The 12,935-nt window shown below is 41.1% G+C and carries 9 protein-coding genes; 2 read left to right on the top strand and 7 right to left on the bottom strand.

Annotation, left to right across the window (positions count from 1 at the left end; all coding sequences use genetic code 11):
- Position 1 precedes the first annotated feature (1 nt).
- The 7 genes from J1G40_RS13630 to J1G40_RS13600 all read right to left on the bottom strand — a co-directional run bounded on the left by J1G40_RS13630 (position 2) and on the right by J1G40_RS13600 (position 9,705).
- Positions 2-1,600 carry a solute:sodium symporter family transporter gene (locus J1G40_RS13630; RefSeq protein WP_265243204.1) on the bottom strand — a complete coding sequence of 533 codons (1,599 nt, stop codon included), beginning with the start codon at positions 1,598-1,600 and terminating at the stop codon, positions 2-4.
- Positions 1,601-1,615: 15 nt separating this feature from the next.
- Positions 1,616-2,212, bottom strand: a complete 597-nt coding sequence (locus J1G40_RS13625) for a DinB family protein (protein WP_265243203.1) — start codon at positions 2,210-2,212, stop codon at positions 1,616-1,618.
- Between the two features lie 15 nt (positions 2,213-2,227).
- The gene (locus J1G40_RS13620; RefSeq protein ID WP_265243202.1) at positions 2,228-3,166 is read right to left on the bottom strand and encodes a spondin domain-containing protein; all 939 of its coding nucleotides are present in this window, start codon (positions 3,164-3,166) and stop codon (positions 2,228-2,230) included.
- Positions 3,167-3,216: 50 nt separating this feature from the next.
- Positions 3,217-4,080: an alpha/beta hydrolase gene (locus tag J1G40_RS13615; RefSeq protein WP_265243201.1), complete on the bottom strand. Its 864-nt coding sequence runs from the start codon at positions 4,078-4,080 to the stop codon at positions 3,217-3,219.
- Positions 4,081-4,230: 150 nt separating this feature from the next.
- Positions 4,231-4,680, bottom strand: a complete 450-nt coding sequence (locus J1G40_RS13610) for a GNAT family N-acetyltransferase (RefSeq protein WP_265243200.1) — start codon at positions 4,678-4,680, stop codon at positions 4,231-4,233.
- A 158-nt stretch (positions 4,681-4,838) separates the two neighbouring features.
- A complete protein-coding gene (locus J1G40_RS13605) occupies positions 4,839-7,118 on the bottom strand; it encodes an alkaline phosphatase PhoX (RefSeq protein WP_265243199.1) in 2,280 nt (759 codons plus the stop codon).
- Positions 7,119-7,233: 115 nt separating this feature from the next.
- Positions 7,234-9,705, bottom strand: coding sequence for a M14 family metallopeptidase (locus J1G40_RS13600; RefSeq protein ID WP_265243198.1), 2,472 nt, complete (start codon positions 9,703-9,705; stop codon positions 7,234-7,236).
- A 196-nt stretch (positions 9,706-9,901) separates the two neighbouring features.
- Between J1G40_RS13600 and bshC the strand changes: the two genes are divergently transcribed.
- Positions 9,902-11,503: a bacillithiol biosynthesis cysteine-adding enzyme BshC gene (gene bshC / locus J1G40_RS13595; protein WP_265243197.1), complete on the top strand. Its 1,602-nt coding sequence runs from the start codon at positions 9,902-9,904 to the stop codon at positions 11,501-11,503.
- A gap of 54 nt (positions 11,504-11,557) precedes the next feature.
- On the top strand, positions 11,558-12,928 hold the full coding sequence (locus J1G40_RS13590) for a pyridoxal phosphate-dependent decarboxylase family protein (protein WP_265243196.1): 1,371 nt from the start codon (positions 11,558-11,560) through the stop codon (positions 12,926-12,928).
- The last annotated feature ends 7 nt before the right edge of the window (positions 12,929-12,935 follow it).

The following is a 12,935-nucleotide window of genomic DNA, read 5'->3' as shown; positions in this document are numbered from 1 at the left end:
ATCAAACATTTCCAAGTAAAAGGTACAAAATAATGGTGACAACGACCAGAAATCCGCTAAATGCCTTTGCATACTTCCAGGGCTTTAAATCCAGTATGCCGGCATCTTTCATAACAAATCGTTCATCTTTTGGCAGCAGCCATGAAGCTAAATGCATTATGGCGATATTCAACACAAACTCTATCCCCCAAATATGAACAAAATGAATATCTACTTCCAAAATGTAGTAGGTTGTTACATAAAACAACAAACCAAAGGCAAGACCTATCTTAGCGCCACTAGCAGAGACCCTGGGGAAAATAAAACCTGCTATTATAACACTGGCAATGGGAATAAAAAAGATGCCGTTTAACTGCTGTAAAAGTTGGTAAAGACCTTCAGGAGCGTTGGCTACAAAAGGAGCTATCCCTATTGCAAAAATTGCCAGCAGGGCCGATGTCCATTTTCCAATCTTTACTAATTTTTTTTCTCCTGCCTTTTTTTGGATATATCGTTTATATATTCCCAGACTAAATACCGTTGCTGCACTATTGAGTGCACTGTTAAAAGTGGTGAGTATGGCTCCCATCATGACGGCTACAAAGAATCCTGTAAGCCAGGTTGGTAATACCTTTTTAACCAACAAAGGGTAAACGTTATCAGGATTGTCATAAAGACTATCCCCAAAATAATAGAAACCAATTAGTCCGGGTAATACAATGACCAGGGGGACAAGTATCTTTAATAAACCTGTATACAATAGGCCTTTTTGTGCCTCTTTCAGACTTACGGCACCCAAGACCCTCTGGATAATAGATTGGTGCATGGTCCAGAAGTAAATTTGGTTGATAACCAGACCGGTAAACAATACTTCAAAAGGCAGAATAGCAGTCCTGGACCCAGGTCCTATGCCGGATTCGCGACTAATAACATTGAATTTTTCGGGGCTGTTAGCAAATACGCGTTGCAATCCCTCCATAGGATTGCCATCTCCAATACCAATTAAAGCCAAAAGGGGCACCATCAAGCCAGCGACTAAAAGTCCGAAGCCATTAATGGTGTCTGTATAGGCAACCATTTTCAGACCGCCAAAAATGGCATAGATACTACCGAGGCCCCCAACAATCAGGATGGTAATCCATATGCCTTCAGACTGACTCACATTTAAAAGGTCTGAAATTTCAAAAATGGCTTCAATATTAAGAGCACCCGTATATAAGACTATGGGCAGAAGTGTGGCGACAAATGATATGATCAGTAATAAGGCGACCAGGGTTCTGGTAAGGCCGTCAAAACGCTTTTCGAGGAACTCCGGTATTGTTGTGAGTCCCATCTTGAGGTATCTTGGGGCAAAGTACAAGGCAGCTATAACCAGGGCCAGGGCAGAGGTGACCTCCCAGGCGACAATTATAGCTCCATTCTTATAGGAAGAACCATTCATGCCTACCAGATGTTCGGTAGAGATATTCGTTAGTAATAAGGATCCTGCAATGATGATTCCGGTAAGCGATCTGCCCCCCAGAAAATACCCGTCTTTTGTATTCAGGCGATCTCGCCGAAGTTTCCAGGTAGCATAAAATGCAACAAACCCGGTAAATAGAAGAAAGGAAATAAAGGTCATTGGTTAAATATAAGCTTAATTTTCCCTTCGGATACCAAGGAAAACATTTACTCCTGGATCTATGGGGTTTCCCGCAGCCCTTCTTAGAGCAACAATTTGCCCGCTGTGCCAAATTGCATCTTCTATTGGCCCGTTTATCTGATTCCAGAAAGGGAACTCTGCCGTCCCTCTCTGGCTTTTAAAAACTATCTGGTGTTCAGCAAGGTCCTTGGCTGTGCTAAAAATAGTACTGGCCTTTCTTAAATTTTGCAGGGTTTTAATTCTTTTTTGTTTAAATGTCAAATTTGTATCACGAGGTTGAGTACGATCATTGACCTCTTTTACAGCAGAATTATATATGGTGAGCGACAGTTGGTATAAGTGATCTACGGTTTCCGATATCGTTCTGTTAGATTCGGAGGGTTTATAAAGCAGATTTTCGTCTGTTAAACCTTCGGTTGCCCAGTAGTATCTGAAACCGAGTCCATCTATCATTCTGGAAACCACAGTACCGGCGGTATAGCTTTCCGGGATGTCCGGGATTTTATGGTAGGGTAAATTACCTTTTTCATTTTCCTGAGCGCTCATAAGACTTAAATTTATCGCAAATAAAATTATTAAGATGGTTTTCATTGATATCTGGGTTGTTTAATTATCAACTTTAAAAAAGGTAAACATGGCCATTGGGGGAGTTACATTGGTGCCATTGCCGAGTGGGGCATCAGTAATTTCCGTAATAGTTTCCGCGGGGTCGGTATCTGAGTTGGACGAGTCAAATGTAGTCCCATCATCGGTCCCTGAATCATAGGCAATAGCATCGACCGTAAGATTTTCTACAAAGGCCCCATTTTGAAGCAAGGAAACATTTTCCACGGCTATAAACCAATCCGGACTAGGGGCAATCATACTTACAAGGGTAACCAAAGGAAAATCATTGGTGACAGTGATTTGAAATGTTATTTCGGAAAAACCAGATAAAAGTCCTTCCCCCAAAATAGTTACAGAAGCCATTCCGGAATTTACTATGGCGTCTATCTCGGCACTAAGTTCATCCGTGCCACCTGTTTCGGCCATTATTTCCATGCCGGCACTAGCCAATTCGCCTTCTTCAAAGAATTTTGCTCCCTGTTGATGTTGCATCCCAATGGCGGTAGTGAAATGGTCTCCGGAAGGGAAATCTGTCGGGTGGTTAAATGCACTCCAATTACCAACAAATGTTACGTTATAGGTCGCCATAGTTGGGTCTGTGGCCTCCTCAACGGTAATATACTGAGATAGAGTAATGGTATTATCATCGCCAGTAGCATTTACAGCAGTCAGGGTAACAGAGAAAACTCCCGCCGTATTATAAGTCACAGTAGGGCTCTCTTCCGTACTTGTATTAGGGTCACCTCCTGGAAATAGCCATTGATAGGAACTGGCGTTTAAGGAAGTATTCGCGAATGTTACCGAACTGCCTACAGTTATTGTCGTAGTTGTGGTAGAGAAATTTGCTACTGGAAGTGTAACCTGAGTAGAAGGAGAATCATCCGAACTACAGGCTATCAGTACAATTGCGGATAAAATTGAAAGACCAATTTTTTTCATAACATTTATTTTTTTGGTTGGAAAATTATCGCAAAACTTACGTTATTCCATTAATATTGATGAAAGGCATCCGATACAAATTCCAGCACCACTGGTAAGGATGCCCTCCAATACGTCCAGCTATGTCTGCCATCCCTCACTCGATATTCATGGGGGATTTCTTTTTTCTTCATGGCTATATGCACCAGGCTGTTCCCCTCATACAGGAAATCATCATCACCACAATCTATAAACCAGCGCACTGAAGCTATATCGTCTTTAGACATGCTATTGATTAAATTGATGGCATTGTGTTGTTCAAAATACGTTTTTAATGTTGCGTCAGTATATGACATCTTGGTTCTGTCCATGCGCTGTTTTAAGTTTTCCATGGTTAGCGGACCAACATACGCACTCAGTGGACATGCAGAAGAAAACAAGTCGGGCCTGTGCAGTGCATACATAAAGGTTCCACCGCCGCCCATAGAAAGCCCGGCGACAGCCCTATAGCGTTTTTCCGATTTTATTCTATATGTTTTTTCAATATAGGGCATAAATTCATCAAAAAAGAAATCTTCATACCGCCAATTCCCGTCTGGGCTATTGAAGTACCCCCGCTGTCCGGTATTGGCATCGGGCATGACAATAATCATGGGTGTTGCTGTTCCATTTTCAATGGCATTATCAGTAATTTGAAGTACTTCTCCGAACTGTACCCACCCTGTCTGATCATCTCCTGCTCCGTGTAATAGATAGAGTACAGGGTAGCTCCTCTTAGAAGAATCGTAATCTGGTGGTAGGTAAATGGCGTATTTCCTTTCACTTTTTAAGATTGAGCTGGTCATACTAAGCGCATCTTCAACCCTCCCCATTTGGGCCTGTATCAATCCGTTTATAAGGAAGCTGAAGACCAAAGTAATTGCTAAGTTTCTCATGGCGATTTTTCTTTTAGTTTTATGGTATTCCAAGATGCTTATGCTTCAGCGTTCAAAGCTGCCTGGAAGCCTTTTTTCCCTAGCTTAAATGTAGTCTTTTTTGGTATATCAAATTAACCCGATTTTGTAATAAAGGCAACCAGGGTTTAATTACAGGATTTTTTCAAAACAAAGGCTGTTTTCTACCCCGATGTAGGGCCCGTAATTAGGAATTTTGGTATATCCCCTTTTTTTATAGAGAATTACGGCTTCCTTTTGTCTTTTCCCTGTTTCTAAAACGCACTTCTTATAATTCAGTTCTAATGCCCAGTTTTCCAGATTGCTAAGTATTTTGCTGGCTAAACCTTTTCCCCTATACCCTTGTTTGATGTACATTCTTTTTATTTCCATGGCCTCAGTATCGAATTCTTTTAAGGCCCCGCATCCAATGGGTTGATTCTGGGAATACAGAACAATAGCATTTCTGATATTCCCTATTTTATTGAATTGATCATAAAAGGCATGATCTTCTCCATCTACTACGGCCAGTTCAGCGTCCAGATCCCTCACAAGAGACACAAAATCCTTATCTGAAGCTGAGGTTTTTTTAATTTGAATCATTACAGCTAGTATTGCATGAATCAATTTCACTATTTTTTTTTACCCGATAAAATCTTATCGAAAAATTTAACCTTATTTAAGAATTATCTCAACCAAGATAGCGCAAGACAATAGGTAATTATTCTTGCGGCGATAAGATTACCAGATGTTGTTAAGCATTATCTTGTTATAATGATGGGTACGGCAATTTTTTCGCCTTCGAGCGAGATGTGGATATAATAAATTCCTGAACTTTGATAGGGCATTTGAATATGTATACCACGGGTATCCCTAAAAGTCTTTTTTAGAAGCAATTGCTCCGACGCGCTAAGAACAGATATCTCTATCTGCTGATATACCTTGTCAAGGTTGATATTTATATCCCCCTCCGAGGGATTTGGAAAAAGAACAACTTTCCCGGTCTGAGGAGCTTCTTCTTCACCCGGGAGTTCCACGGTGGTATATCCTTCTCCCGGGCTGCCGCAGGAAAGTACCGGATCGCCTTCTGCATAACCGTTATTATCACTATCAAGAAACCATGTTTCAGTCATAAAGGCTTCTGAATTGTTATCGTCGCAATCTGATTGGGGTAATTCTTCTGTGGTATAACCATCACCTGGATGATAACAACCAACTACCGTTATTTCTGAAGCATATCCATCTGCGTCTGCATCCAAATACCAAACAGTACCCGGATTCAGGCTGGCATCACTATCATCGCAATCAGTGGTCGGCAGTATTTCATTAGTATATCCTTCTCCGGGGTTTATACAACTTGTGACCGTTATTTCGGTTGCAAAGCCGTCTCCATCGGCATCTAAATACCACAAAGTGGGAAGGATAATATCAGGATCGTTATCATTGCAGTCGTCCGTAGGCAATTCCTCTGTCGTATAACCCAAACCGGGTTGTACACAGCTATTTACAGTTGTTGCCGCAGCATGCTGATCGCCATCGGCATCAAGATACCAGGTTGTATTGGGGTTTATTGCGGCGTTTTGATCATCACAATCGTTTGTGGGCAGGGGCGTACTAACATAACCAGCCCCAGGACTAATGTGCGAATTAAGGGTGGCTGCAGTGGCAAAGCCATCTCCATCAGCATCCAAATACCAAAGGGTTCCTAAATTTTCTTTTAATGCAATGACCAGGGATATATTCTTTTCAAATCCTATTTCCTCTCCCTGGGTATCAAATTGGATACTACTGTCATTATTTGAGTTTGGGTGCTGAACAGACATGAAGAGAAACCTATAGTCGGGTGAAAACGTAATTCCGGTTGGTTCAGAACCTATTGGTGCAATTCCGAATATTTTCACTTTTGGATCGGCCTGGGAATGTCCGCTTTCTACTACCCAAATATAGTTGGTATCATTAAACCTGTCTTGTGTCACCCACAGATTTCCTTCTCCGTCGAAGGCCAGATTATCATTTCCATTGCCCCAATTTACATTGGTTGTGCCATTCTTATGAGTTATATCATAGGATGCATTGCCTACATAGGTTTCCATTTGAAGAACTGTGGTGCCAGTCAGCGGATCCGAATCCTGAAAACGATACACCCGGTCTTCATTTTTCACTGCGAAGTAAACTAAACCGTCAGGTCCAATTTCAACATCTTCAATACCGTTGAAAACTGTAGCCCCTGCTAATGCACTTTGTTGCAGCGTGCTATTTCTTTCAGCAGCTGTTGCATTGTTTAGTAAAATCCAATTGCCTTGTCCGTTTTTAGATCCCGAATACACATATAAGGTACCTTCACTCAGGTCTCCCGGATTTTGAGCTATAAATTTATACAGGTATCCGGGATTTGAATCTGCCCCCTGATAAATAGTCCGCAGGTTGGAATGTATAGCGACGTTCTCATGTTTAAAATTTCCAAGTGCCCATAATTTGTCTATTACAGTTTTAGACTCTGGGGAGATCTCAACACACCACCCCATGTCGTAATATCCGTCTAAGTTTAAATCTGAGACATCTTGTTTCTCTTCGCAGGAAATTATGGTATTCCATGGGGTTATTGCCCCTGAACAATTATTTATTGTTCCGACAACGCTACTAAAATCAACGGCTTCTGATGCGGTGGTTACCCAATGTTTTAAAACGGGATCAAAATAGATATCCAGGATACTGACACCGCCCGGGCTGGTTTCTGAATTAATACTCAGAAAACCATTTTCACTACTTCCATCAATAGGGACATAGCCGGTAAAGTCGTTATTTATAGGTAGAAATCCTCCGGCGCTCAAAGGGTCTCCGGACTCAATGATTTTTTGAAAAACGTGAGATTCGGCAATAGTAAACTCAGTGGAATGGGGAGAGGGTTCCAATGAAACAAAATCACTGATCAGAAGTTGTGCCGAAAGCGAATGATAGCAAAAAAGCAGGATTAGAATAGAAGGAATTCTCCTGCTAACTATTGCTTTGCGAATTGGAGTATAAAAATTGGCAGCTATCATAGCTAAGATTATTAATGCCGCTCTTAATTTTCCTAAATGGACAGAGCGCAGAAATTAGACTGTAATACAATAATTTGCCAACAAAATTAAAACATAAAGTAAAACCAACTTATTGTTAGTTTACCATAAAAAGGGCATTTGCAAAAAACAATTTCCCATTTTCCCAGAATCCTCTGAAAAGCGGGTTGTCTACCATATAGATCACCTGTCCATTGCCATGAGATTCTACACCAAATATCAGGGATTTTCCAATATTTTTTTGCGCTGTGCTACCGGCAAAACCTGCAACAGGCTTAGTGTCTCCTTCAATATAAGCAACATTACCTTTTTCCAGATAATCAAAGTTGTCGTTGCCCAGTTTTAGGGTGTAATAGGTGTCTTTATATCCATACGCAAGTGGGTGTGTTGGGTCTACCCTGGTTTTAAAAATAGCACCTGTTATAGCATTTTTCATTCTTTCTCTAGCTGTAAGTTCAAAGGGTTGAGGTCTTACTACGCTACTATCGTTAACTTTCTTACGAATTTTTATTCCAAAACCTTCTTCCCCATCGATGCTCTTTATTGCTCTTCCCATGGCAATAAGTTTACCTCCAGAAGCGACCCACTTCTTAAGGTCTTTCAACATTTCTTCGGTCACAAGTTTTTGGTAGCCAAAGCCATCTGGTAGTATCAGAACATCATAATCTGATAGATCTACAGCTTTTATATAATCGGCATCAAGTACTGCAATAGGATAATTTAGCTGTTGCTCAAAGAAATGCCAGACTTCTCCGAAACGCAAGGTGCTAGTTGGGTCACCGCCAAGGACGGCTATTTTAATGTCGGGTACCATTTTCACATAATTCGATCCAAAGTCTTTACCTTTTTCAACAAATCCTGTATTGGTGACTTTGAGGGATTTGGTATATTTTTTTGCCGTCGCCACCAGAGTGTTATAAAAGTCTTCGTTGTGTTTGTTGTCCGATCTTGTAATAATTAAACTGCCTCTTTTATAAGATTGGCCATCCAGTCTGAAAGGTTTATTGGCAAAACGTACCCGGACATCTTTTTTAATTAATTCTGCCAGAAACCGGGCATCCTTCATACTGTTCCAATCTGTAAGGAAGGCGTAACTGTTTTTATCTCCTTCAATTGTAGGTGGATCCGCATAAAGGGACTTTACAGCATTTTCGGTCGTTGAAGGTTTCACTAAACTTTCTGAAGCGATAGCATCCAGGCCATAGGCATATGGTAATGACCAGGCTGTAATATCATAGGTCAGAGAATCGCTCAACTTTGCATTTGGCTCAAACAATACCTTAACCAGGGTGCCTTTGGTTTGGTCCGTTGAAATCAGCATACTGCCAGAAGATGCTCTTTTTGAGCTTATTTTTCGGGTCTTATAATCAAATCCTTTTACAGTACCGGCATTGGGTGTACCCCATTTAATTCCGTGCTGATCTAACAATTTACCCAGGGCCATTATATTGTCCGGTTCACCAGCGAGAACATAACTTTTGTACTTAAAATTTTTGTTGCGGTAGAATTTTTTGAATTCTGTATTTAGTTTTTCGGCATTACTGGCGGCTACTTCCACTGTTGAAAGCCCTGTAGTGTGGTGATGAGCTATCCTGTCTTTTAAAGTCAGGGTATCCCCGATACTTGTTTTAACACCTAAGCCAGCCCGGCCACTGCCACCTTGTTCATAGGTCATACCTATTGCCCCGTTATAGGTGGGATAGGTGTCTCCGTAGCTGGGATAAAACAAATCGAACCGCTCTTTTGTGAAGTAGAACCATCCATTGGCATCAAAATACTTCGCATGATTTTTTCCTATGGTTACCTGGAAATCTCTCTGAAAATCTGTTATAACCTCATGAAAAGGTTCTGCGGCGGGGGCAAAAAAATACGGATTATCTACGCCTTGTTCATGAAAATCTACATGTACATGGGGTAACCATTCTTTGTATTTTTTCAGGCGTTGACGACTTTCTACCTGTGTCAGCCAGGCCCAATCCCTGTTGAGATCAAACATATAGTGGTTAGAACGGCCACTCCACCAGCCTTCATGGTGTTCTTTACTATTGGGATCTACTGTAAAAGGAATATTCTTGTACTGGTTGTACCAATTTACATACCGGTCTCTGCCATCGGGGTTGATGCATGGATCTATAATCACAATGGTGTTTTCCAGATATGCTTTTTTTACTGTCAAAAGTTCATACAGTGTTTGCATAGAGGCTTCTGTACTTACACTTTCATTTCCATGAACGTTATAACTAAGCCAAACGATAGCCTTTGATGCCGCACTTTCGCCTTGAGTACTTTTTAAATGCTCTTCTCGGATTGCATCCAGATTCCTAATATTATCAGCACTACTGATATAGGCTAAGATAAGGGGCCTTCTTTCGTTTGTACGTCCGTATTCCTGTAATTGCATCCTGTCAGACACCGTTGCTGTCACGTATTGATAATAGTCAACTACCTGATGATGTCGAGTAAATTGAGTACCGAGTTCATAACCCAGGAATTCCGAAGGTGATTTTAGTTCCTGCGAGGAACAAAGAAAAACACATAAAAGGGTAATGGAAAGTAAAAGTTGTCTCATGCACAAAAGCTTGTTTAGTAATCGACCAAATCTAATGATAATTCAGTAAATTCCTCACTATAATCGACTAGGGGCCTTGAAATTGGGTGATTGTTTTCGAATTCGTGAGGTACTACTACCGATTTAAACATCTTAACGTATTTTTGGCAAGACGAATTCCGAAGAATTTTATCTTTGCTCGGACTTAAAACCTTAAATGGAAGTTTCCTGTATCCCTTTTAGAAAAACCGGCTATTTCTCAGAACTAATATGTGATTATCTTGAGGAAAAAGACAGTCTGAAAACGTATTACAACAGATTTTCCAATTTAAAGGAATTCAAAGATCAAATCTCCGAGAAACAAGCTAACTTTCCTTTAGCAACCAGGAAAGTACTGCACTCAGCATTGAATGCCCAGTATAAGGAAATAGATGCTTCCAAAAAAGTAAAGCAAAATATAAACTTCCTTCAGGAAGACAATACTTTTACTGTGGTCACCGGGCATCAGCTGAACCTATTTACAGGCCCTTTGTATTTTTTATATAAGATCATAAGTACAATCAATCTTACTTCGGCATTGAAAAGAGAATACCCTGACTTTAATTTTGTTCCGGTATATTGGATGGCCACGGAAGACCATGACTTTGAAGAGATTAATTTCTTCAATTTCAAAGGAAAGAAAATACAATGGAATACCAGCTCGGATGGAGCTGTTGGCCATTTAAGTACGGACGGACTGGAGGCTGTACTGGAGACTTTCTCAAAGGAATTGGGGAAAAGTACAAATGCGGATAAATTAAAAGAGTTATTCAGGAAGGCATATATTGATAATGCCAATTTAACTCAGGCAACGAGATTCCTGGCCGACGCACTATTCGGGGAATATGGTTTGGTTATTATTGATGGAGATGATTCCGGATTAAAAGAGCTTCTGGCACCCTATGCCAAACAAGAATTGCTGGAACATGTTTCTTTTCATCGTGTAGAGGAGACCATATCAGAATTGCAGCAATTGCCGGATAATTATGGCATACAGGTCAACCCGCGGGAGATTAATTATTTTTATCTGACCAAAGGTGTTCGCGAGAGAATTGTACAAAAGGGGAAAGATTATTTTGTGCTAAATACGGAATTGGTTTTCACCAGAGATGAAATAGTCAGGGAGTTGGATGCCCATCCGGAACGTTTTTCCCCAAATGTTATTACCCGCCCGCTCTATCAGGAAGTAATACTACCTAATCTTTGTTATATCGGTGGGGGAGGGGAACTGGCTTATTGGTTAGAGTTAAAATCCTCCTTTGAGGCCGTAAACGTTACATTTCCAATTCTTCTACTTCGTAATTCAGCCCTGGTCATCACAGAAAAGCAGTATGATAAACTGGGGAAATTGAATCTTACCCCGGAAGATTTATTTCTAAGGCAAAACACCCTGATTAATAAAAAGATCAGGGAGATTTCCAATATTGATATCGATTTTTCTTCTCAAAAAAAGCATTTGGAAGCACAGTTTGAAGGGCTTTACAAAATTGCCAAAGCAACAGATAAATCTTTTTTGGGAGCTGTTAAAGCCCAGGAAATTAAACAGAAGAAAGGCCTGGATCATTTGGAAAAGCGTTTACTAAAAGCGCAGAAGAGGAAATTAAAAGATCAGGTGATAAGAATGACGGAAATTCAGAATGAGTTGTTTCCGAACCAGGCATTGCAGGAGCGGTATTTAAATTTTTCTGAACTCTATTTGGAGTATGGAGAAGAACTTATCCCTTCCTTAATGAAGTCGTTGCTACCACTACAGACAGAATTTTTTGTGCTGAAATACTAATAGATTTCCTCTTTCTTTTCGTTGAACGAACGTACTTTTACCAAAAAACTACAAATGCACAACATTGATATCGGATTGGTTGAGATGACTTTGGACGTTATGAAATACGCCATAGACAGAATAACCCATACTTCACCCGAACTAGGGAAACCCAAAACATCTGAAGAATTGAAACGCCTGGTGGGTGAGACTATTACTGCGGACGGAATTGGAGGGGAAAAAGCCTTTGAATTGTTCAAAGATGTGCTCGTAAGGGCTACGGTACCCATAGATCATCCAAGGCATTTAGCATTTGTACCTGCAGCGCCTACCAGGGCAGCCATTATGTTCGATTTGGTGACTTCGGCCTCTAGTATTCATGGGGCTTATTGGATGGAGGGCGCCGGAGGAATTTTTTGCGAAAATGAGGCTATGAATTGGTTGGTTTCTCTGACGGGACTTCCGGAGGGAGCATTTGGTGTCTTTACCAGTGGTGGTACTGCTGCAAATTTGTCTGCAATGGTGACCGCCCGGGAATATTGGCGCAATGATATCCGAAATGTAGGCGAGAAAGGTATTATAGTTACTTCGGTTGGCGCACATTCCTCTATTAAGGCCATGGCCAAGGTTATAGATGCAGAGGTTTTGTTGGTAGAGACCGAAGATCTTATGACAGCCGCTGCCTTACAAGCCAAATTAGACACCCTTGAAGATGCTGAACGCCAAAGGGTATTTGCCATTGTCGCCACCGGTGGAACGACTAATGCAGGAATTGTGGACGACCTGGACGGAATTGCCCAGATTTGCCAGACACAGAAAATATGGTTTCATGTTGATGCCGCCTATGGGGGTGGTGCACTTGTGGCAGATTCGGTCAGGCATTTGTTTAATGGCATAGAAAAAGCGGATAGTGTTACCATCGACCCTCATAAATGGATGTTTTCGCCTTATGATTGTGGGGCAATTATTTACAAAGACCCTCAATTGGCTAAAGCTGCCCATTCTCAGGAAGGTTCTTACCTGGATATTTTTAAAGATGAAGGGGCGCATGGTTTTAACCCTGCCGATTATCAAATTCAACTCACAAGAAGGGTCAGGGGCTTGCCGCTTTGGTTTTCTTTGGCCACACATGGAACGGATCAGTATAAATGGGCCGTGGAAAGAGGAATAACTCTTGCCAAGATTGCCGGAGATTTAATAGCAGCAAACCCAAATGTGGAGTTGGTGCGGCCACCCAGTTTGTCTTGCGTGTTATTTCGCCGGGTGGGCTGGCAGCCCGAAGATTACAGGAACTGGACCTATAAAAATCACAAAGATGGGATTGCCCTGGTGACACCGACAAAATGGAAAACAAAAGATAGTTATGAAACTGTGGCCAGATTTTGTTTTATTAATCCTGATACAACCAAGGAGGATATTGGTTTAATCCTGAAAACCATGAATTAATAGGCCT

This window comes from Muriicola sp. Z0-33 (assembly GCF_026126425.1).
In the GTDB taxonomy this organism is placed as follows: domain Bacteria; phylum Bacteroidota; class Bacteroidia; order Flavobacteriales; family Flavobacteriaceae; genus JAFMPW01.
Note: the sequence above shows the minus strand (reverse complement) of the source record. Positions and strands in the feature narration are given on the sequence as shown.